Annotated in this window: 20 protein-coding genes; 8 read left to right on the top strand and 12 right to left on the bottom strand. The window is 74.5% G+C overall.

Translation table 11 applies throughout. The features are described 5' to 3' along the window. Positions 1-90: 90 nt before the first annotated feature. The 4 genes from ACSU53_RS27640 to ACSU53_RS27655 form a co-directional block, all read right to left on the bottom strand. Positions 91-1,122 carry an N-acetylglucosamine kinase gene (locus ACSU53_RS27640; protein ID WP_437032065.1) on the bottom strand — a complete coding sequence of 344 codons (1,032 nt, stop codon included), beginning with the start codon at positions 1,120-1,122 and terminating at the stop codon, positions 91-93. Continuing rightward, a complete protein-coding gene (locus ACSU53_RS27645; RefSeq protein ID WP_437032067.1) occupies positions 1,119-1,796 on the bottom strand; it encodes a uracil-DNA glycosylase in 678 nt (225 codons plus the stop codon). Before ACSU53_RS27645 ends, ACSU53_RS27640 begins: the two co-directional genes overlap by 4 nt. 147 nt (positions 1,797-1,943) lie before the next feature. After that, complete coding sequence (locus ACSU53_RS27650) at positions 1,944-3,098, bottom strand: WD40/YVTN/BNR-like repeat-containing protein (RefSeq protein WP_437032069.1); 1,155 nt, start codon at positions 3,096-3,098, stop codon at positions 1,944-1,946. Positions 3,099-3,256: 158 nt separating this feature from the next. After that, positions 3,257-4,975 carry an acyl-CoA dehydrogenase family protein gene (locus ACSU53_RS27655; protein WP_437032071.1) on the bottom strand — a complete coding sequence of 573 codons (1,719 nt, stop codon included), beginning with the start codon at positions 4,973-4,975 and terminating at the stop codon, positions 3,257-3,259. 75 nt (positions 4,976-5,050) lie between these two features. Here ACSU53_RS27655 and ACSU53_RS27660 point away from each other — a divergent pair, with 75 nt between their 5' ends. Next, positions 5,051-5,833 (top strand): PaaX family transcriptional regulator C-terminal domain-containing protein, encoded by a 783-nt coding sequence (locus tag ACSU53_RS27660; protein ID WP_437032073.1) that lies wholly within the window; start codon positions 5,051-5,053, stop codon positions 5,831-5,833. 260 nt (positions 5,834-6,093) lie between these two features. Here ACSU53_RS27660 and ACSU53_RS27665 read toward each other — a convergent pair whose 3' ends face one another. Then, complete coding sequence (locus ACSU53_RS27665) at positions 6,094-7,464, bottom strand: FAD-dependent oxidoreductase (RefSeq protein WP_437032075.1); 1,371 nt, start codon at positions 7,462-7,464, stop codon at positions 6,094-6,096. A 364-nt stretch (positions 7,465-7,828) separates the two neighbouring features. Here ACSU53_RS27665 and ACSU53_RS27670 point away from each other — a divergent pair, with 364 nt between their 5' ends. Then, the gene (locus tag ACSU53_RS27670) at positions 7,829-8,290 is read left to right on the top strand and encodes a DUF6214 family protein (protein WP_437032076.1); all 462 of its coding nucleotides are present in this window, start codon (positions 7,829-7,831) and stop codon (positions 8,288-8,290) included. A gap of 27 nt (positions 8,291-8,317) precedes the next feature. On the opposite strand, the gene ACSU53_RS27675 is transcribed toward ACSU53_RS27670, so the two are convergent. Then, positions 8,318-9,019 carry a DUF305 domain-containing protein gene (locus ACSU53_RS27675; RefSeq protein WP_437032078.1) on the bottom strand — a complete coding sequence of 234 codons (702 nt, stop codon included), beginning with the start codon at positions 9,017-9,019 and terminating at the stop codon, positions 8,318-8,320. A 200-nt stretch (positions 9,020-9,219) separates the two neighbouring features. Between ACSU53_RS27675 and ACSU53_RS27680 the strand changes: the two genes are divergently transcribed. Further along, complete coding sequence (locus tag ACSU53_RS27680) at positions 9,220-10,722, top strand: LVIVD repeat-containing protein (protein WP_437032081.1); 1,503 nt, start codon at positions 9,220-9,222, stop codon at positions 10,720-10,722. Here ACSU53_RS27680 and ACSU53_RS27685 read toward each other — a convergent pair. From ACSU53_RS27685 to ACSU53_RS27700, 4 genes are all read right to left on the bottom strand, one after another. After that, positions 10,710-11,426 (bottom strand): TetR/AcrR family transcriptional regulator, encoded by a 717-nt coding sequence (locus tag ACSU53_RS27685; protein ID WP_437032082.1) that lies wholly within the window; start codon positions 11,424-11,426, stop codon positions 10,710-10,712. The two genes, ACSU53_RS27680 and ACSU53_RS27685, sit on opposite strands and share 13 nt — an antisense overlap. Before the next feature lie 172 nt (positions 11,427-11,598). Then, entirely contained in the window at positions 11,599-12,270 is a 672-nt protein-coding gene (locus ACSU53_RS27690; protein WP_437032084.1) for a phosphatase PAP2 family protein, read from the bottom strand. Positions 12,271-12,338: 68 nt separating this feature from the next. Next, on the bottom strand, positions 12,339-13,274 hold the full coding sequence (locus ACSU53_RS27695) for a M56 family metallopeptidase (RefSeq protein ID WP_437032086.1): 936 nt from the start codon (positions 13,272-13,274) through the stop codon (positions 12,339-12,341). Between the two features lie 153 nt (positions 13,275-13,427). After that, the gene (locus tag ACSU53_RS27700) at positions 13,428-13,970 is read right to left on the bottom strand and encodes a DUF5134 domain-containing protein (RefSeq protein WP_437032088.1); all 543 of its coding nucleotides are present in this window, start codon (positions 13,968-13,970) and stop codon (positions 13,428-13,430) included. A 522-nt stretch (positions 13,971-14,492) separates the two neighbouring features. On the opposite strand from ACSU53_RS27700, the gene ACSU53_RS27705 reads away from it, so the two are divergent. Continuing rightward, positions 14,493-15,080, top strand: coding sequence for a MarR family winged helix-turn-helix transcriptional regulator (locus ACSU53_RS27705; RefSeq protein ID WP_437032090.1), 588 nt, complete (start codon positions 14,493-14,495; stop codon positions 15,078-15,080). A gap of 107 nt (positions 15,081-15,187) precedes the next feature. Here ACSU53_RS27705 and ACSU53_RS27710 read toward each other — a convergent pair whose 3' ends face one another. Beyond that, on the bottom strand, positions 15,188-15,580 hold the full coding sequence (locus ACSU53_RS27710) for a VOC family protein (protein ID WP_437032092.1): 393 nt from the start codon (positions 15,578-15,580) through the stop codon (positions 15,188-15,190). A 93-nt stretch (positions 15,581-15,673) separates the two neighbouring features. On the opposite strand from ACSU53_RS27710, the gene ACSU53_RS27715 reads away from it, so the two are divergent. Further along, the gene (locus ACSU53_RS27715) at positions 15,674-16,216 is read left to right on the top strand and encodes a GNAT family N-acetyltransferase (protein ID WP_437032094.1); all 543 of its coding nucleotides are present in this window, start codon (positions 15,674-15,676) and stop codon (positions 16,214-16,216) included. A gap of 3 nt (positions 16,217-16,219) precedes the next feature. Here ACSU53_RS27715 and ACSU53_RS27720 read toward each other — a convergent pair whose 3' ends face one another. Then, positions 16,220-16,903 (bottom strand): glycerophosphodiester phosphodiesterase, encoded by a 684-nt coding sequence (locus tag ACSU53_RS27720; RefSeq protein WP_437032096.1) that lies wholly within the window; start codon positions 16,901-16,903, stop codon positions 16,220-16,222. 253 nt (positions 16,904-17,156) lie between these two features. Here ACSU53_RS27720 and ACSU53_RS27725 point away from each other — a divergent pair, with 253 nt between their 5' ends. The 3 genes from ACSU53_RS27725 to ACSU53_RS27735 are packed head-to-tail and all read left to right on the top strand — an operon-like array spanning position 17,157 to position 20,409. Continuing rightward, a complete protein-coding gene (locus ACSU53_RS27725; protein ID WP_437032098.1) occupies positions 17,157-18,554 on the top strand; it encodes a DUF6421 family protein in 1,398 nt (465 codons plus the stop codon). A gap of 38 nt (positions 18,555-18,592) precedes the next feature. After that, complete coding sequence (locus tag ACSU53_RS27730) at positions 18,593-19,339, top strand: SDR family NAD(P)-dependent oxidoreductase (protein ID WP_437033443.1); 747 nt, start codon at positions 18,593-18,595, stop codon at positions 19,337-19,339. Next, the gene (locus ACSU53_RS27735) at positions 19,336-20,409 is read left to right on the top strand and encodes a threonine aldolase family protein (protein ID WP_362099423.1); all 1,074 of its coding nucleotides are present in this window, start codon (positions 19,336-19,338) and stop codon (positions 20,407-20,409) included. The genes ACSU53_RS27730 and ACSU53_RS27735 overlap by 4 nt, the downstream gene beginning before the upstream one ends. Positions 20,410-20,419 lie beyond the last annotated feature (10 nt).

The raw sequence follows: 20,419 nt of genomic DNA on the forward strand, positions 1-20,419 counted from the left end.
GTGCAGGTGAGCGGTATCCGTCCGCATTTGTCGGATGGGTGACGTCCGGATATCGGGCACCCGAGGGCCCGTTCACCTGCCAAGGCTCCGTCATCGGGAGCGGTCCACCACGGACAGCAGCGCGTCATCACCCGGAAGCGTGAAGGTGTCGGCCGCGAGGTCCGTCGCCATCCGCACCGACCCGTGCAGGGGATCCCCCTCGGCCGGCACCCGCCGGGCCGTGGGCACGCGCCGTTGCAGTTCCTCCGCCAGCGGGACGAGCAGCGGATCGCCCAGCCCGGTGAGCCCGCCGGTGACGGCGACGAGCGGTCCGGGTGTCCCGCCGGCCGGGCAGACCGCGGCGGCGGCCTCCGCCATGTGCCGGGCCGCGGACCGCAGGATCCGCCGGGCGACGGGATCTCCGTCGGCGGCGCAGGCGCCGACCCCGGGCGCGAAGGACGCCAGTACGGCGGGCCGGTCGGGGCGCGGGTACACCTGCCCCGGCAGCCCGGCCGCCGGGCCGAAGCGGGCTTCGGCCTCCGCCAGCAGGCGGGCGGAGCCGCCGTCCCGCCCGTCGTGGGCGCGCAGGGCGGCCTCCAGGCCCGCGCGGCCGATCCAGGCACCGCCGCCGCTGTCGCCCAGCAGATGCCCCCAGCCGTCGGCGCGCCGCCAGGAGGTGAGGTCGGTCCCGACCGCGACCAGACCCGTGCCGGCCGCGACGACGGCACCGGGCCGCGGCCCGAGGGCACCGACGTAGGCGGTGACCGCGTCGGCCGCCAGCACCACCCGCCGCACCCCCAGCTCCCGGGCCAGCGCGTCCGGCAGTTCGGCGCGCAGCGCGTCGCCCAGACTGGCCATCCCGGCCGCTCCGACGACGGCCGCGTCCAGTCGGCCGATCCCGGCTTCGGCGGTCAACGGACGGATGAGGCCGAGCAGTTGCTCCATGAAATGGCCGGGGTCGATCCCCCGCGCGCCGGTCCGTACCGGCGTGCGGGATGCGCCGCGGGCCTGCGCACCGCGCGGCCCTGCGGCGCCGACCACCACCCGCAGCCCCGAGCCGCCGGAGTCCACGGCGAGGAACGCGGGACCGGCGGACGCCGCCCCGGCGCCCGCCGGCGTGTCCCCGGCCCGCCCGCCGGTCACGGCAGGCGCCAGTCCACCGGTTGCCCGCCCTGACGGATCAGCAGGTCGTTGGCCCGGCTGAACGGGCGGGACCCGAAGAATCCGCGGTCGGCCGACATCGGCGAGGGGTGGGCCGACTCCACGGACGGCAGATCACCCAGCAGGGGACGGCAGTTGCGGGCGTCCCGGCCCCACAGGATGGACACCAGCGGCTTGCCGCGCCCGGCCAGCGCCCGTATCGCCTGCTCGGTGACCTGCTCCCAGCCCTTGCCGCGGTGGGCGGCCGGTTTGCGGGGGGCGGTGGTGAGGGCCCGGTTGAGCAGCAGCACGCCCTGCCGCGTCCACGGCGTGAGATCGCCGCTGGAGGGCTGCGGCAGGCCGAGGTCCTGGTGCAGCTCCCGGAAGATGTTGATCAGGCTGCCCGGCAGCGGCCGCACCTCCGGCGCGACCGAGAAGCTCAGCCCGACGGCGTGCCCGGGGGTGGGATAGGGGTCCTGTCCGACGATCAGGACGCGTACCTCGTCGAAGGGCTGCTGGAAGGCGCGCAGGACGTTCGCGCCGGAGGGCAGGTAGGTGCGTCCCGCGGCGATCTCCGCGCGCAGGAAGTCCCCCATCTCCGCGATCCGCCCGGCCACCGGTTCCAGGGCCTTCGCCCAGCCCGCTTCGACGATCTCATGCAAGGGTCGTGGTGCCACGGGCGTCACCCTACTGCCGCAACGGCAGCGGTGATCAACCGTTGGCCGAAGCCGCCGCACGACGCGAACGGCCCCGGCCGGCAACCGCCGAGGGGCGCGGGCGGGATCACGGCATCAGCAGGGGACCACCGCGCGGCGCGGGCGGGATCAGTCGAGGACCGCGGCCCGCACGCACAGCACGTCCGGCAGGTGGGAGGCCAGTTGACGCCAGCTGTCGCCGTCGTCGGCGGAGGCGTACACCTCGCCGTTGCGGTTGCCGAAGTACACGCCGGCCGGGTCCGCGCCGTCGTGGCACATCGCGTCCCGCAGCACCGTGCCGTAGTGGTCGCCCTCGGGCAGGCCCGCCGTCAACGGCTCCCAGCCGGCGCCCGCGTCGGACGTCCGGTAGACCCGGCAGCGCCGCCCGGCCGGCACCCGGTCGGCGTCGGCGTTGATCGGGAACACGTAGGCGGTGTCCCCGCGGTGGGGGTGCGCGACCACGGCGAAACCGAACGTGGACGGCAGGCCCTCGCCGATGTCCGTCCAGTGCGCGCCGGCGTCGTCGCTGCGGTAGACACCCCAGTGGTTCTGCAGGTAGAGGCGGTCCGGATCCGCCGCGTCCCGGGCGACCTTGTGCACGCACTGCCCGAACTCGGGGTTCGGGTCGGGCAGGAACACCGCGGAGACCCCCGCGTTGGACGGCGCCCAGCTGGCGCCGCCGTCCAGGGTGCGGAACACGCCCGCGGTGGAGACGGCCACCGTCACCGCCCGGGGGTCGCGCTCGTCGGTCAGCACGGTGTGCAGGCCCTCGCCGCCCCCGCCCGGCATCCACTGGGAGCGGGTCGGGTGCTCCCACAGCGGGCGGACCAGCTCGAAGGTCTCGCCCCGGTCCTCCGACCGGTAGAGCGCGGCCGGTTCCGTGCCCGCGTAGACCACGTCGGGCTCGGCCGCGGCCGGGTGGAGCTGCCACACGCGCTCCAGCGACCTGCCCGTGTCCTTGGGGAACCTGACCGCCGGGCGGGCCGGCTCGGTCCAGGTGCGGCCGAGGTCGTCGGAGTGGAACACCGACGGCCCCCAGTGCGAGCTGTCGCCGCCGACGAGCAGCCGCGGGACCGGCCCCCGGGTGTCGAGGGCGACCGAGTACACGGCCTGTGCGTTGAAGTAGGGACTTTCGTCGAACTCCCAGGTGCCACCCCGCCGGCGCCCGATGAACAGACCCTTGCGGGTGCCGACGGCGAGCAGTACCTCGGTCATGCCGATCACCTCCGCGGCGTCTTCCCCGACGCCTCTGATCCGGACACGGGTCAGTCTGCACCCGGCCACTGACAGTCACCTCTGGATCAGGCGACGTCCCAGGTCGCAGCGGTGTGCCGGGCCCGCGAGGGCAGGGGGACGCCTCGGCGCGGGGTACCGCGCCGAGGTCGCGGCGGTCCGGGTGACGCGCGGCGGGGGAGCGCCGGGCGCCACCGGCGGCGCGGGCGTCAGCCGCCCGTCGGCAGGGCGCGCTCCAGGATCGCGCCGACACCGGCCGAGGCGGGCAGCGTGCCGAACGAGTGGCCCCAGTCGCCGCCGAGCCGGGTGGCGCAGAAGGCGTCGGCGACCGCGGGCGGGGCGTGGCGGACCAGCAGGGAGCCCTGGAGGGCCAGCGCCATGTCCTCCACCAGGCGCCGCGCCCCCGCCTGCGAACCCTCCCGCACGCGGGCCTCCAGCCGGGCGACGGCCGCGTCCAGCCGGGCGTCCGCGCCCCGGCTCAGGGCCAGTTCGTCGAACAGGGCCCGGCCGGTGGCGGTGTCCCGGCCGAGCGCCCGCAGCACGTCGAGGGCGTTGACGTTGCCCGACCCCTCCCAGATCGACAGCAGCGGGGCCTCCCGGTAGTGCCGGGGCATGCCGGAGTCCTCCACGTAGCCGTTGCCGCCCAGGCACTCCAGCGCCTCGGCGGTGAAGGCGGGGCCGCGCTTGGTCACCCAGTACTTGCCGACGGCCGTCGCGATCCGGCGGAATGCCGCCTCCCCGGCGTCCCCGCGCACCGCGCGGTCGGCCGCCCCGGCCAGACGCAGCGTCAGGGTCGTGGCCGCCTCCGACTCCAGGGCCAGGTCCGCCAGGACGTTGCGCATCAGCGGCTGGTCCACCAGCCGGGCCCCGAAGGCGGTGCGGTGGCGTGCGTGGTGGCCGGCCTCCACGAGCGTCTTCCGCATGAGCGCGGCCGACATCATCACGCAGTCCAGCCGCGTGCAGTTGACCATCTCGATGATGGTCTTCACACCCTGTCCCTCCGGGCCGGTCAGCCAGGCGACGGTGCCGTCGAACTCGGGCTCGGAGGAGGCGTTGGAGCGGTTGCCCAGCTTGTCCTTGAGCCGCTGGATGCGGAACGTGTTGCGGGTACCGTCGGGCAGGACGCGGGGCACCAGGAAGCACGAGAGCCCGCCGGGGGCCTGGGCCAGCACCAGGAACACGTCGCACATCGGGGCCGAGGTGAACCACTTGTGCCCGCGCAGGGTGTAGACCCCGGGTTCCGCCGTGGGCGTGGCCGCCGTGGTGTTGGTGCGGACGTCCGAACCGCCCTGCTTCTCGGTCATCCCCATCCCGGCCAGCAGCCCGGGCTTGTCGGTGGGCACCCGCAGCGCGGGGTCGTACTCCCGGCTGGTCAGCAGGGGTTCGTAGACCGCCGCCAGGTCCGGCTGCCGGCGCAGGGCGGGCACCGCGGCGTAGGTCATCGACGTCGGGCAGCCGTGGCCCGCCTCGGTGTGCCCCCAGACCAGTCCGCCCGCGGTGCGCACCACGTGGGCGCCCGGCCGGCCGTCCGCCCAGGGGGAGCCCGCCAGCCCCTCGGCGACGGCGGTCCGCATCAGGTGGTGCCAGGACGGGTGGAAGTCCACCTCGTCCACGCGGTGTCCGTACCGGTCGTGCGTGCGCAGTTCGGGCGCGTGGCGGTTGGCCCGGTCGCTCCATTCCTGCACCTGCGCGCTGCCCGCCAGCCGCCCCAGCCGCCGCACGTCCTCCTCCGCCCAGCCCGCGCCCTCCCGGCGCAGCCCCTCCAGCAGGGCGGTGTCGTCGGAGGCGTCGTAGGGGGTGAGCGGGCCGGGCTGGTTGGTCACCTCGTGGGTGGCCGCGCCGCCGTCGGCCGCGGGGCGCGCCTGTGGGCCCGGGCCGCCCGGCTCACCGGGGGCCGACTGTCGTTCGTCCGCGTATGTGGTCGCCATGGAGCCGAGTGTTGCACTTCCCCTACGGTTGCAGCAATGATGCAACAGCGAGGTGGCGCCGTAGAGTACGCAGTCATGCGGACCAACGCCCCGGACCCGGCCGGCGACCTGCCGCCGCGGCCCCTGTCCGCGCGCTCGGTCGTCCTGAGCCTGCTCCTCGGCACCCACCCGCCGGAACTGCCGGCCCGGGACCTGGGGCGGCTGGTGGAGGGGTTCGGGGTCGGCGGCTCCACGCTGCGGGCGGCGCTCAGCCGCATGGTGGCCGCGGGCGACCTGCTGCGCACGGACACCGGCGGCTACCGGCTCAGCGACCGCCTGCTCGCCCGCCAGCGCCGCCAGGACGAGGCACTGCGCCCCCGCACCCGCCCCTGGCACGGCGACTGGGACATGGTCGTGGTCACCGCCACCGGTCGCGGCCCCGCCGAACGCGCCGAGCTGCGCACCCGGTTGACCGCTCTGCGCCTCGCCGAACTGCGCGAGGGCGTCTGGCTCCGGCCGGACAACCTCGTCCGCCCCCTGCCCGCGGAGCTGGACGAGGTGGCCGAGCGCTGCTCCGCCCGCCCCGCCCGTCCCGCGCCCGAACTGGCGGCCGCGCTGTGGCCCCTGGACGCCTGGGCCCGCACCGCCCGGACGCTCCTGGACCACATCGGCCGCGCCGGCCGCCCGGCCGACCGTCTCGCCGCGTTCGCCGCCGTCGTCCGGCACCTGCGCACCGACCCCGTGCTGCCCCCGCCGCTCCTGCCCCCCGACTGGCCGGGCGAGACCCTGCGCGCCGCCTACACCGGCTACCAGCGGGAGCTGACCGAGGAGGTGCGCACCCGGGTGGGCGGGGGATCAGACGGCGCGGGCGGGGGATGAGAAGGCGCGGGCGGGGCATGAGACGGCGCGACCGCCCCGCCGCCGCGCGTCCCGGCCGCCGTCCGGGGCCGCCCGGCACCCGCCCGCGGGGGCGACGGCCCCGCCCGCCCGGCCGTCCGCTCCGTCCGAAGGGGCGCACCCCCGTCGGGGGTGCGGGCGCGCGAGGATGCCCGGGCACGTGAACACGGCCGCACCCCGGCGCCTCCCGATCGCCACCTGCGCCGGCCCCGTGTCCCCCCGGGCCGGCCGGACCCGCTCCCTCAGGGCCCGGCGGAGCGTGCTGCCGCCATCAGGGACTCCCAGTCCGGGAGCTTGACCACGCCGCGGCCCAGGGACGCGCCGAGTGCCGCCTCGGCCCGTTCGATGGCCCGCCAGCCCGTCCAGGGAACCGGATCGACGCCCTCCGCCCGCAGCGCCGCCAGCGGATCCGCGGGAACCTCGCGGTTCAGGAGCACGGGGGTGTCCGCCAGGAGCGACGTGACGGTCTCCTTGGCGCACGGCCGGTTGGTGCCGATGACGCCCGTCGGGCCGCGCTTGATCCAGCCGGCGACGTACTCGCCCGGGGCGGCGGCCCCGTCCCGCAGCACCCGTCCCGCGCGGTGCGGGACCGTGCCGCTCGCCGGGTCGAACGGCAGCCCGTCCAGCGCCACGCCGCGGTAGCCGACGGAGCGCAGCACCAGCTGGGCCCCGACGTCCTCGTAGCGGCCCGCCCCGGTCACCCCGCCCCGCCCGTCCGGCACCGTCCGCTCGAAGCGCACCCCTGCCACCCGGCCGTCGCGGGCGAGGAGTTCGACCGGGCGGAGGTAGAAGCGCAGCCGGATGACGCGAGGGGCCCGCGGGGCGGGGGCGGCGGCCCAGCCGCGCAGCACCTCCACGTTGCGCCGCTGCGCCGGCGGCAGGGCGGACGGGTCCGCACAGGCCGGGTCCAGGGCCAGTTCCGCGGCGTCCACGGCGACGCCCGCGTCCGGCAGCGTGGTCAGCTCGCGCAGTTCCTTGGTGGTGAAACGGGCCTGCGACGGCCCGCGCCGCCCGACCATGTGGATCTCGGTCACCGTGCTCGCCGCCAGGGCGGTGAGCGCCGCGTCCGGCACGTCCGTCCGGCTCAGCTCCGCCGCGCGGCGCGCCAGCATCCGCGCGACGTCCACGGCGACGTTCCCCACGCCGATGACCACGGCCGACCGCACCCCGCGCAGGAACCCGGCGCCCGCCGGGCCGCCGGCCGCGTCCCGCCCCGGGGTGTCCGGATGGGCGCTGTACCAGGACACGAAGTCGGTCGCGGACCAGCTGCCCGGCAGGTCCTCGCCCGGGACGCCCAGCCGCCGGTCGGTGGCCGCGCCCACGCAGTACACCACCGCGTGGTACAGCTCCCGCAGCCGCGCGGCCGGCACCCCGCCGGGGCCGACCGGGACCCCGCCGAGGAAGCGCACCCGGTCGTGCTCCAGGACCGCGCGGAGGCTGTTCTGCAGCGACTTGATCTTCTCGTGGTCCGGTGCCACGCCGTACCGGACCAGGCCGTACGGGCAGGGCAAACGGTCCAGGACGTCCACACGCGCCCCGGGGTCCTGCTGGACGAGCCCCTGGGCGGCGTAGCAGCCGCTGGGTCCGGAACCGACGACGGCGACACGGAGCACGGCGGAACTCCTCACCCGGGGCCCCCGCGGGCGGATCGCGCCGGGCTCGCGGGCCCCGGCACCGCGGCCCCGCCCCGTTGTCGTGCCGGCCGGGGCTCCGCCCCGCCGCTCTGCTGCGCCGTGCGCGGCACGGCACCGGACTCCGCTCCCCAGAAGCGGCCCGGTCCGGCGGGCGGAGCCGGGGGGATCCGAGGGGGAGTACCGGTGCTTCCAGCATCGCACCGCGGCGGCTGAGCTGACAGGGTGCCGTGCGGTTCTTCCGGTGCGTGTTCGGCCGTATAAAAAGTGATCACGCGATTACGTTGTGTTTGTGCTTGAGGCCACTTTTCTTGCTCTTTGTGATCGTTCTCCGGAGGATGGCGCGGTGTCCGTGTGGCCCGCGTGGGCGGTGCGGGAGGGGGAGCGCGCGACCCGCTGGTTCCACGTCCGGCTGGCGTTCACCGACGGCGCACGGGTCGAGGGGCTGGTGACGGTGTCCGAGGACGGCGTGGGCGTGGAGGATCTCCGGGCCCGGCCCGCGCTCTGCCCGGACGACCTCGCGGCCTTCGCCGACTGGATCGAGGAGCCGCTGGCCCGGGCGTGCGGCGCGCTCGCGCCGCCCTCCGACGGGGGCGGCGGCGGAGCGCACCGGCGCCGCGCCGCCCGGCCGCGGGGCACCGAGGGGCGGCGGCTCGCGGCCCACGAGTACCGGGCCGCCCAGCGCGAGGGCGCCGACCCTGTGCTCGCCGTGATGGGGGCCACCGGGCACAGCCGGCGCGGGGCCCTGCGGCTCATCGGCCGGGCGCGCGACGCCGGGCTGCTGACCCCGCGCCACGCCCGGCGCTGATCCGGCCGCCCCCGCAGCGGGGGCCGCTCAGAGCAGGGCGCGCATCCGCGTGATCTCGCTGGTCTGCTGGGCGACCACGTCGTCGGCCATCTCCTCGATCCGGATGTTGTTGCCCTGTGCCTTCACGTCCGTCGCCATGGTGATCGCCCCCTGGTGGTGAGTGATCATCAGGGTGAGGAACAGCTGGTCGAAGGCCTTCCCCTCGGCCGCCCGCAGTTGCTTGAGCTGAGCCGCGGTGGCCATGCCCGGCATGGTCGCGTGGTCGTGGCCCGCCCCGTGTCCCGAGCCGTGGCCGTCGTCGGTCTCCGTCCGGCCGTGGGTCTTCAGCCAGCCCCGCATCGCCTCGATCTCCGGGCCCTGCGCGGCGGCGATCCGTTCCGCCAGCTTGACGATCCTGCCGGACTCGGCGCGGTCCGGGGCCAGTTCGGTCATCTCCAGGGCCTGGGCGTGGTGGACGATCATCATCCGCGTGTAGGAGACGTCGGCGGCGTTGGGGGAGTCGTCCTCGGCGCGCTGCTCGGCGGCCTCCGCGGCGGACAGGGTGCGGTTCTCCCCTCCCGGTTCTCCCGGCGCGATGACCGACGGGCCCGGCTTCGCGGCCGCGTCGCCGTCGCCCCCGGACCCCGAGTCGCAGGCGGCCAGGCCGAGGACGGCGAGCACGGCGAGGGCGGGAAGAACGGCCGGTCCCGCCGGGCGGGCGGGGGAGCGGGGCGGGCGGCAGAAGAGCACATCGACCTCCTGGGGCGGGGGTGTGGGCAGGAGCGTGCGACACCTCGTCAGCGGCTGTGGCCGCTGAGGCACGCTTCCACATGTCGCCGGTCGGAAAACTTCGGTGCGGCTGCGTTGCCCCCTTTTGATATGTGCATGGCTACAACGATACTGCCGGAGCGAAAACCGTTCCGCACCAACGGAACCAGGGAGGAACGACAGTGATCCTGTTACCCCGATCCCGAACCCGTCGCAGACGCCTCTCCGTTGCCGCGGCGGCCGGCGGACTGCTGGCCGCACTCCTGACCGCCGCCCCGGCCACCGCGATCCCCGGCCCCGGGGACGGGCCGACCGCCCCGAAAGAGGTGTCGCAGAGCGACCGTGCCGAAGCCCGCACGGCCATCGAGAAGGGCGAGATACCCGGCCAGGACGAGGTCGCCCACTCCCGCAACATGCGGCACGTGGCCAACGTCCCCAAGGACGCGCTGCCCGGGACCAATTCGGACCTGGCCTTCCAGGGCCGGTACGCCTTCGCCGGGAACTACGACGGCTTCCGCATCTTCGACATCAGCAACCCGAGATCGCCGAAGACGGTCGCCCAGGTCCTGTGCCCCGGCTCGCAGAACGACATCTCCGTCTCCGGCGACCTGCTGTTCCTGTCCACCGACTCCTCGCGCAGCGACAGCAGTTGCAACAGCACGACCCAGCCCGCGACCGAGAAGTCCTCCTGGGAGGGCATGAAGGTCTTCGACATCAGCGACAAGCGCAACCCGCGCTACGTCGCCGCGGTCGAGACCGCCTGCGGCTCCCACACCCACACGCTGGTGCCCGAGCGCAGGAACGTCTACGTCTACGTGTCCTCGTACTCGCCCAGCGCCTCCTACCCCGACTGCCAGCCGCCGCACGACGGCATCTCCGTGATCAAGGTGCCGCGCAAGGCCCCGCACAAGGCGGCGGTCGTCGGCTTCCCGGTGCTCTTCCCCGGCGAGGGCCCGGACGGCGGCGGCAACCCGGGCGCGCCCACCAACCCGGGCGTCTCCAAGACCACGGGCTGCCACGACATCACCGTGCTGCCCTCCGAGGACCTGGCGGCCGGCGCCTGCATGGGCGACGGCATCCTGTTCTCCATCCGCGACCCGGAGCGCCCGAAGGTGATCGACCGGGTCCAGGACAACGTCAACTTCGCGTTCTGGCACTCGGCGACCTTCAACCAGAGGGCCGACAAGGTCGTCTTCACCGACGAACTGGGCGGCGGGGGCGGTGCCACCTGCAACGCGGAGGTCGGACCCCACCGGGGCGCCAACGGCATCTACGACATCAAGGGCCGCGGCGACCACCGCAAGCTGGTCTTCCGCAGCTACTTCAAGATCCCCCGCCACCAGGCGGACACCGAGAACTGCGTCGCCCACAACGGCTCGCTGATCCCCGTCAGGGGCCGCGACCTGATGGTCCAGGCCTGGTACCAGGGCGGCGTCTCGGTCTGGGACTTCACCAACTCCTCGAAGCCCAAGGAGATCGCCTGGTTCGAGCGCGGGCCGCTGACCACCGACCGCCTCGTCACCGGCGGCGCCTGGTCGGCGTACTACTACAACGGCTACATCTACTCGAACGACATCGCCAAGGGCCTGGACGTCCTGCGGGTCGACGACCGGCGCACCGACCCGGCCCGCCGGGTCCACCTGCGTGAGCTCAACGCGCAGACGCAGCCGGACTACTTCGACTGACCCTCCGGCCCGGAACGGCCGTGCGGCACCGGACGGCCGGGGGCCGGCCCGGTCGCGAAGAACCGTGACAGGTCGGTCCGGCCCGGCCCACGCGTCCCGCCGGGTGCCTCGGTACCCGGCGGGACACCCATCTCCCAGTCGAGGCGGTAGCGCTTGAACAGCTCCGCGCGCAGCACCGGGACCTCCATCGGCGCCCCCGGCATCAGGGCCGCGAACACCGCGCCCATCAGCAGCGCGCGCAGCATCGGGTAGTCGGTCCCGACGTCGGACGACCCGTGACGCGCCACGGTGTCACTGAGCAGCTCCGCCAGCCGCCGCTGCTCGGGACAGGGCACGAACCCCTCCGCCTGCAGCAGGCCCGCCATGTGCTGGCGCATGAGGACCGGCCGGTCCTGCGCCAGACCCAGGATCGCGTCGATGGCCCGCGCCATCCGCTCCCGCCCGTCCTCGGTGCGCGGCTCCCGCTCCAGCGCCTCCTCCAGCGTGCGGTGCATCAGCCGGTGCACCGCGGACTGCACCAGGGTGCGCTTGCCGGGGAAGTAGTACGAGACCAGACCGCGCGCGGCCCCCGCCCGGTCGGCGATGTCGCCGAGGGTCGTCGCCTCGTAGCCGCGCTCGCCCACCACCTCGACGGCGGCCTGCAGCAGCCGCTCCTTCGAACGCCTTCGCAACTCTTCATTGACCGAGGCGCTGCGCGGGGACATGCTTGACTCCTGCGTTGACTGGCTGGCAGCCAACTATACTCAGCGCGTCCGGTGGGGCCCTTCGGGGTCCGTTCCGGCTGCCGTTCTCCTCGGGCGACGCGGGGGATCGCCCGAGGGGAGCGGTGTTCCCCCTGGTCCGCGGGGCGCGGGCGGGGTGGGAGCGCCCGTGGCGTCAGGGGCGCCGCAGACCGTGGACCCACACCGCCGCGGCCACCACGAAGGCGCCCAGCAGCCAGCCGGCCAGCACGTCCGTGGGCCAGTGCACGCCCAGCCACACGCGCGTGAGCCCGACGCCCGCCACCGAGACCACCGCCACCGTGACCGCCGTCCACCACAGTCGCGGGCCCGCGCTCCGGCGGTGCAGCAGCCACAGCAGCAGGCCGAGGACCACGGTCGCGGTCATGGCGTGGCCCGACGGGAAGGCCGCGTAGTGGGCCGAGTCGACCGGGTCGGGCCAGACGGGGCGGGGCCGGCCGACGGCCGCCTTCATTCCCTGTTGCAGCGCCGCGGCCAGGGCGACCGTCAGAACCAGCCACACCGCCGTCCAACGGGCCGCGTACCGCCACAGCAGCAGGACGACCACCGCGCCGCACAGCACCCGCAGGGTCAGCGGGTCCCACACCCAGTCGGTGAGGATCCGGGCCGCCCGGGTCAGTCCGGGCTGCTCGACCGCCCAGCGGTGGGTGGTGCGGGAGACGGCGCGGTCCAGGCCGAGCAGCGGGGGCCAGCGGAGAGCCACCAGGAGCAGCAGGAGCGCCGAGCAGAGGGCCAGGACGCCGGCGGACCGGGCGGCGGGGCGCGGGTCCGGCGGAGCGGTCGGTGCGTCCACGTGGGGGGTGTGCATGCGGTGAATCCTTGCCGACTTCGGGGGCGTGGGGCCGGACCCGGTCGCGGCCCGCGCGGCCCCCTGGACTACCCCAGTGCCCGCAGTCCCGGCATGAATGCCAGCAGTACCGGAACCACCGGCACCAGCGACGCCGCGGCCGTCAGCCGCAGCCGGCGGCCCGCCGTGAGCCGGTCCGGGGGCGCCAGCAGCCGGTGCACACGGGCGCGCACCTGGGCCTGCGGGGTGGGGCAGGGGCCGAACACCCCGCGGTCCTCGTTGAGTTCCACCAGCGCGAGCGCGGTGGTGAGACGGCCGAAGCGGCGGGAGGCGACGTCGTCGGCGGCGAGTTCCACCAGCCGGTGCATCTCGTCGCGGAACGCCGCGAACACCCGCACCTGGGGGAAGCCTGCGGCCAGCGCCGCGGAGCAGTTCAGCAGCCAGTCGTGCCGGGCCCGGGCGTGTCCCCGCTCGTGGGCGAGGACCGCGTCGAGCTGCCGCCCCTTCAGGCGGCGCAGCGCGGCGGTGGTGACGACGAGTTGGGGTGGCGTCCCCGGCAGCCACCAGGCGTCGGGGCGGTCGCCCTCCAGGACCACCAGCCGGTCCTCGCCGGGCTCCTCACCGGGCAGCAGCGGCGCCCGCACGACGAGCTCGGCCCGGCGCGCGCGGCGCCGGGCACGCGCCCGCAGGACCTCGCGGACGAGCATCGCGGCGCTCCACAGCCCGCCGCACGCCAGGACCACCGCGGTGGCCGCCGCCGTGGGTCCGGCCGTCCCGAGCGCGTACGCCTCCACGACGGCGCCCGGCGCCGTGGCGAAGACGGGGCCGCCCACCGCCTGCCAGGCGGCCGCCGCGCTGAAGGTCATGGACAGGGCGCAGCACACCAGCACGGCCGCCACGACGCACTGCCACACCCACAGCGCCACCACCGGTTCCCGGTCCGTCCAGTCCGCCCGGGCGAGCAGCCGGGGTCCTGCCACGGCGGTCAGCGCGCCGAGCAGCAACAGGGCCGCGGGGAGCATCATGCGCCCAGCCTAGGGTGCGGCCCGGTCCGGCGGTACGGGCCGGCCGGCGAAGTGACGCAGGCAACGGCCCGGCGCGGGCCGGGAGCAGGGCGCACGCGGGCCGCAAGTGGGGGCAGCGGATGCATCGTTGGACGCCCGTGCGCCGGTGCGCGCTCACATCATGAGCAGCATCGCCACCATCGCCATCCCCATGGAGAGCCGGCAGGCGCGCGCCACCTCGGGCCGGTCGCCCCACCCGGGGGCCGGACCGGCTCCCGCGACGGCCGGCACCGGGATCAGCCGGACCCCCGCGACCAGCACGTAGACGCAGAAGTAGAGCAGCAGCAGGCCGGTCAGCAGGGGCAGGCCCGAGCCGCCGTGCCGGTGACCGGGGGACGCCGCCATCACCACCGACATGTAGACCATGGCGCCCGCCTCCACCAGGTGGTGGACGTGGCGCGGCCTCGCGCGCGCCGCCCACAGCGCGTGCACCCCGGCCGCGCCGAACACCACCGCGTAGGCGGGCCACACCCAGGACGGCGGGGTGAACGCCGCCGCGGGCACGGCCATGGCGGCCATCCCGAACCCCATGACGGCCTCCCCGCCCGCCGCGCGGCGCTGCTCCTCGACGCCGCTGCGCATCCGCAGCAGGCAGTAGGCGCCGGTCGCCGCGCAGAGCGCGACCAGCAGCCAGCCGGACGACGCCGGTCCGTGCACGCGAACCTCCCCCTCGACCCGTCGACGGTCGGACAAGGACTGCCCGGGGGCCGTGCCGTGCACGCGAGCGCACGGGTGTACACGGGGAGCGTTCGGGGGAGCGTGGCGGCGGGCGAGGAGGACGCCCCCAACATTTTATGAGTAAAACACATGCTGACGTTGTGCGTCATGAGCAGTGCGACCTTCACCCCGCCCCACGCCCCGCGCGCCCCCGGCACTCCTCGCCTCCCGGTCGCCGGCGTGCCGCCGACGCCGCGTGCGAGGCCACCGCCCGCCTGCCGGCCGCGCCGCATCCCGACCCCGTGGCCCTGCGGGAGGCCCGCCGCCAGGCTCGCCGCCGCGCCGGCCGGCCTGCGGTCCGCGGCCGACGCCGCCGCGGGGGGAGTGGCGGCAGCGCGGACTGCCCCACGACCGGGTGGTCCGCGCCGAGCGGGCGGGACACCGTACGCTCGCGGCGACGGTACGACGCCAGGGTCCGCTCACGGGCCCCGGCACGGGCACACACACGGAGGACGCACGGCCATGACGGCGACCGCAGGACCATCGGCCACCGGAGGAGCCCCGGCCCCCGAGGGGGACGGCCCCGGCCTCCCCGCGGCCACCGGCCGGGGCGACACCGTCGCCGCGGTCGTCCGCCAGTGGCGCGCCGTCCACCCGGACCTCGACACCGGCCCCATGGAGGTCATCGGACGCATCAACCGGTGTGCCGCCCTGCTCCAGCAGGCCGAGGACGCGCCGCTGCGCCGGGCGGGCCTGACCCGCCCCGAGTTCGACCTGCTGGGCGCGCTGCGCCGCACCGGCCACGAGCTGACCCCCGGGGACCTGGCCCGCGAGACCTTCTCCTCGGGGGCCGCCGTCACCAAACGCCTCAAGCAGCTCAAGGAGCGCGGTCTGGTCGAACGCCGCGGCGACACCCGCGACCGCCGCGTCACCCACGTACGGCTCACCGAGGCGGGACGCGACCTCGTCGACGGGATCCTGCCGGTCCAGCTCGCCTACGAGAGCGCCGTGCTGTCCGGACTGGACCGACCGGACCTCGGCGAGCTGGCCGCGCTCCTCGGCACCCTGCTGGGGCAGCTGGAGGGACGCCTGGGCGCGCTGCGGGCGTGACCTCGCGGGCGCCCGCACGAGCCGCCCGGCCGCGGCGTCGCCGTCGGTGCCGTCGGCGCCGGTCCCGCCGGGACGCCCCGCGGGGGTGCCGGCTGCGCAGGGACGGGTCAGATGCCCGGCCGGTACCGCAGCGGATGGCCGGCCGGCGTCTCGACCAGGACGATCGGGGTGCCGTCCGGGTCCGCGATCCACATCTCGATCAGCCCCCACGGCTCGCGCACCGGCGGCCGGACGACGTCCACGCCCCGGGCCCGCAGCTCCTCGTGCGCCGCGGCGACGTCCGCGACCTGGAGCCACAGCCGCACCGAGGGGGACGGCGGGGCGTCCGAGCGGCCGGACAGCTCCAGGAAGCCGCCGCCGAGGAAGTACACGGTGCCCCGCTCCGGACCGGTGCCGAACTCGCGGTACACCGCGAGGCCCAGCTGCTCGCCGTAGAAGGTCCGCGACCGCTCGGGGTCGGAGGGACGGATCAGGACGCGGCTGCCCAGTACGTGCACCATGCGGCCGAGGGTAGTGCCCGCGCTACTCTCGACCCCGGCCGAGCCGCACCCCGGGTGCGGCGAAGAAGCGCACAGCAACCGGAGAAGCACCCCATGGAATCCGTCGCAGCCGCTCCCCTGACCTACCGTGACGCCACCGAGGCCGACGTGGACGACCTCGTCGCGCTGATCGAGTCCGCCTACCGGGGCGACGCCAGCCGGGCCGGCTGGACCACGGAGGCGGACATCCTGGACGGGCAGCGCACGGACCCGCAGGGCGTGCTGGAGGTCGTCCGGGATCCGGACAGCCGGCTGCTGACCGTGGAGCGGGAGGGCCGCATCGTCGCCTGCTGCCAGCTGGAGCACCACGGCGCGCACGCCTACTTCGGGATGTTCGCGGTCAGCCCCGCGCTGCAGGGCGGCGGACTCGGCAGGGCGGTCATCGAGGAGGCCGAGCGGCAGGCGCGCGGCACCTGGGGCGTGCGAGAGATGCACATGACCGTGATCACCGTGCGGGAGGAGCTGATCGCCTGGTACGAGCGGCGCGGCTACCGCCGTACGGGACGGACGAGCCCCTTCCCGTACGGCGACGAGCGCTTCGGCATCCCGCGCCGCGACGACCTGCGGTTCGAGCTGCTGGTCAAGGAGCTGGTCTGAGCCTCACGCGGTGAACCGGCCGGTGCGCTTGATCTCGGGGTAGTCGGTGGTCGCGCCGTCCAGGCCCAGGGCGCGCACCAGCCGGAGGTGGTCCTGGGTGTTCACCACCCACCCGATGATCCTCAGGTCGGCCTTGCGCGCGTGCTCCACGATCTCCAGGGTGAGCCGGCGGATGTTGAGGCACACGGTCGAGGCACCGGCCTCCACGGCCCGGTCGACGACGTCCGTGCCGTAGCGGCTGGCCACCAGCGCGGTGCGGACGCCGGGCACCAGCCGCGCGATCTCGGCGACCGCCTCGTCGTGGAACGAGGACACCTCGATGCGGTCGGCCAGGTTCCGCCCGTTCATCACCTCGGCCAGGGCGCGGGCCGCCTGGACGTCCTTGATCTCCGCCTGGAGGGGCGCCCGGACGGCGTCGAGCACCTCGTCGAAGGTGGGGATCCGCTCGCCGCCCCCGGCGTCCAGGGCGCGCAGTTCGGCGAGGGTCTGGTCGGCGATCGCGCCGGTGCCGTCCGTGGTGCGGTCGACGTCCGGGTCGTGCATGACGACGAGGACGCCGTCCTTGCTCAGGTGGAGGTCCAGTTCGATGACGTCGAGGCCCGCCTCCTGGGCGGCGACGAAGGACCGGAGGGTGTTCTCGGGCTCGACACCCATGACTCCGCGATGACCGATGGTGAGGAAGTTCAAGACTGGACTCGCTTCCGTCGACGGCGGCGGGGGGCCGCGTCCCTACGGCCCTCCTGGACCGTATCGCCTGTGCCCGCCGCGTCCAGAGGCTGAACCCTCTTCGCTCACAGCGTCGCCCACACGCGTGATCGACAGGAAAAAGTGCGGTGAAGCAGGGGGTGAGGCAGGATAACTTCCCGAAGGACCCCTTGCTGAGTGAAACCTTGTATGTATACGGTCGTCGTACGCTAGGTTCTCCCGTGGAGTGTGGACGATGACGGAAATTCTTGTGCAGGTGGGTACGGAGGAGAAGGTTCCTTCGACGGACAGGGTGGTCGACCACCCGGCGTGGCCCGTGCTCAAGGATGCCGTGGAGCGGATCCGGCCCTGGCAGTCCAAGGACGGCTCGATCGACTTCGACGCCGAGGGTGCTCCGGACCGCTCCGACGCGGCGAACGCGGTGAGCGAGGTGGCCGAGGCCGTCCAGCAGCTGTCGCCGCTGCTCCCGCACGACCGCGCGTACCACGAGGCCCTGGTGAAGGACCTGGTCCGCTGGGCCGAGGGCGGCTTCCAGGTGCCCGACTTCCTCGACTCGCTGATGGCCTTCCAGCCCGCCGAGCAGCGCGAGCACGGCCTCCAGCACCTGGTCGTCTTCCCCATGTACACCCAGAACGGCAACCCGGACCGCAACCTCGAGGCGGTCGTGCTGCGCATGGTCTGGCCCGAGTGGCTGGCCGAGCTGGAGCGCACCCGCTACGACAACCCGCTGTTCTGCGGCATCACCTTCGAGGACTTCACCTCGGGCTACGACACCAACTCCGCGGTGCTCTTCCCGGAGACCATCGCCGTGCGCGAGGCCCCGGAGCGCTTCACCTGGGGCGGCATCTTCTGCGACCGCGAGGCGGCCCGTTTCCGCCGCGTCACCGCCGCCGCCGTCGACATCCTGGGCCTGGAACTGCCCGAGGACGTCGCCGCCATGGTCCACGACCAGAAGCGCTGCGAGGAGGCGTTCGTCCTGTGGGACATGGTCCACGACCGTACCCACAGCCACGGCGACCTGCCGTTCGACCCCTTCATGATCAAGCAGCGCCAGCCGTTCTGGATGTACGGCCTGGAGGAGCTGCGCTGCGACCTCACCGCCTTCAAGGAGGCCGTCAAGCTGGCCGGCGAGGGCGTCCCGCAGGCCCGCGACGTGCAGGTCGCGGTCCTCTTCGACCGCATGTTCCGCTTCCCCGTCACCGGCGAGCGCGTCCGCAACTACGACGGCCTCGGCGGGCAGCTGCTCTTCGCCTACCTGCACAAGCACGACGTGGTCCGCTGGACCGACAACAAGCTGACCATCGACTGGGAGCGCGCACCCGAGGTCACCAACCAGCTCTGCGCCGAGATCGAGAAGCTCTACCGCGACGGCATCGACCGTCCCAAGCTGGTCCACTGGTTCGCCGGCTACGAACTGGTCTCCACCTACCTGTCCCCGCACCCCGGTTCCACCTGGGCCAAGGGCCCCGACGCCCTCGACCTGACGCAGCCGCCGCGCAAGCTCGTCGACGACGTGCTGCCCGACGAGTTTCCGCTGAGCATGTTCTATGAGGCACTGTCCAAGAAGCTGAAGCACGTGATCGCCTCCACCAAGGGCATCACGGCGGACAGCGCCGAGCGGGTCGCCGCGTGAGCGATCTCGTTCACACCACTGCTCAGGAGGCGAGGAACATGGGGCACGGGGCGCTCGACGGTGCGGTGATCGCGGTGGCCGGCGCGGGGGGACCCGCGGGGCGGGCGGCACTGCTCAGGCTGGCCGAGGCGGGAGCGACCGTCGTCGGCTCGGACAACGACCCGGAACGGCTGGCGGAGGCGGTCGACGCGGCACGCTACGCGCACGGCGGCGCCACCGTCACCGGCGACACGGTCGACCTGCTCGACCTGGACTCCACCCGCGAGTGGGCCGCCCGCACCGAGAAGGAGTTCGGCCGGGTCGACGGCCTGGTCCATCTCGTCGGCGGCTGGCGGGGCAGCGAGACCTTCACCAAGACGAGCCTGGACGACTGGGACTTCCTGGAGCTGCTGCTGGTGCGCACCGTGCAGCACACCTCCCTCGCCTTCCACGAGGCGCTCCAGCGCAGCGACCGCGGCCGGTACCTGCTGATCAGCGCGGCCGGTGCCACCAAGCCGACCGCCGGCAACGCCGCCTACGCAGCCGGCAAGGCCGCGGCCGAGGCGTGGACGCTGGCCATGGCCGACTACTTCCGCAAGGCCGGGGGCGAGCAGGGGCCGACATCGGCGGCTGCGATCCTGGTGGTGAAGGCGTTGGTGCACGACGCGATGCGCGCCGACCGCCCCAACGCGAAGTTCGCGGGCTTCACGGACGTCAAGGACCTGGCCGAGGCCATCGTCGGGGTCTGGGAGAAGCCCGCCGCGGAAGTGAACGGAAACCGTCTGTGGCTGACCGAGAAGCCGTGAACCCGCCGAGGACCGACGCGCGTCGTCATCACGACCCGGACGTCCGCGGCTTCGCCAGCGACAACTACGCCGGCGCCCACCCGGAGGTGCTCGCCGCCCTGGCCCTGGCCAACGGCGGGCACCAGGTGGCGTACGGCGAGGACGCCTACACCGAGAACCTCCAGCAGGTCGTCCGCAGCCACTTCGGCCCGACCGCCGAGGCCTTCCCGGTCTTCAACGGCACCGGCGCCAACGTGGTCGCCCTCCAGGCGGTCACCGACCGCTGGGGCGCGGTGATCTGCGCCGAGAGCGCCCACATCAACGTGGACGAGGGCGGCGCCCCGGAACGGGTCGGCGGCATCAAGCTGCTCACCGTGCCGACCCCGGACGGCAAGCTCACCCCCGAGCTGATCGACCGGCAGGCGTACGGCTGGGACGACGAGCACCGCGCCATGCCGCAGGTGGTCTCCATAGCCCAGGCCACCGAACTGGGCACGGTGTACACCCCGGACGAGATCCGGGCCATCTGCGAGCACGCGCACGCGCACGGCATGAAGGTCCACGTGGACGGCTCCCGGCTGGCCAACGCGGCCGCCACGCTGGACGTGCCCCTGCGCACCTTCACCAACGCCGTCGGCGTCGACCTGCTCTCGCTGGGCGGCACCAAGAACGGCGCCCTGTTCGGTGAGGCCGTCGTCGTGCTGGAGCCGGACGGCATCCGGCACATGAAGCACCTGCGCAAGCTGTCCATGCAGCTCGCGTCCAAGATGCGTTTCGTGTCGGTGCAGCTGGAGGCCCTGCTGGCCCGGGACCTGTGGCTGCGCAACGCCCGGCACGCCAACGAGATGGCCCAGCGCCTGGCCGAGGGCGTCCGCGCGGTGCACGGCGTGGAGATCCTCCACCCGGTGCAGGCCAACGCGGTCTTCGCGCGACTGCCGCACGAGGTGAGCCGGCGGCTCCAGCAGCGGTTCCGTTTCTACTTCTGGGACGAGGCCGCCGGCGACGTCCGCTGGATGTGCGCCTTCGACACGACCGAGGACGACGTGGACACCTTCGTGGCGGCGCTCAAGGAGGAGATGGCCCGCGCGTAGCGGTGCCGCG

The sequence above is a fragment of the Streptomyces sp. enrichment culture genome (genome assembly GCF_964273255.1).
In the GTDB taxonomy this organism is placed as follows: domain Bacteria; phylum Actinomycetota; class Actinomycetes; order Streptomycetales; family Streptomycetaceae; genus Streptomyces.

Bases quoted from the DNA above. Each gene is read 5' to 3' on its own strand.
- ACSU53_RS27655 (WP_437032071.1), bottom strand. From the start codon at position 4,975: ATGGCGACCACATACGCGGACGAACGACAGTCGGCCCCCGGTGAGCCG.
- ACSU53_RS27660 (WP_437032073.1), top strand. From the start codon at position 5,051: ATGCGGACCAACGCCCCGGACCCGGCCGGCGACCTGCCGCCGCGGCCC.
- ACSU53_RS27685 (WP_437032082.1), bottom strand. From the start codon at position 11,426: ATGTCCCCGCGCAGCGCCTCGGTCAATGAAGAGTTGCGAAGGCGTTCG.
- ACSU53_RS27690 (WP_437032084.1), bottom strand. From the start codon at position 12,270: ATGCACACCCCCCACGTGGACGCACCGACCGCTCCGCCGGACCCGCGC.
- ACSU53_RS27695 (WP_437032086.1), bottom strand. From the start codon at position 13,274: ATGATGCTCCCCGCGGCCCTGTTGCTGCTCGGCGCGCTGACCGCCGTG.
- ACSU53_RS27705 (WP_437032090.1), top strand. From the start codon at position 14,493: ATGACGGCGACCGCAGGACCATCGGCCACCGGAGGAGCCCCGGCCCCC.
- ACSU53_RS27710 (WP_437032092.1), bottom strand. From the start codon at position 15,580: ATGGTGCACGTACTGGGCAGCCGCGTCCTGATCCGTCCCTCCGACCCC.
- ACSU53_RS27715 (WP_437032094.1), top strand. From the start codon at position 15,674: ATGGAATCCGTCGCAGCCGCTCCCCTGACCTACCGTGACGCCACCGAG.
- ACSU53_RS27725 (WP_437032098.1), top strand. From the start codon at position 17,157: ATGACGGAAATTCTTGTGCAGGTGGGTACGGAGGAGAAGGTTCCTTCG.
- ACSU53_RS27730 (WP_437033443.1), top strand. From the start codon at position 18,593: ATGGGGCACGGGGCGCTCGACGGTGCGGTGATCGCGGTGGCCGGCGCG.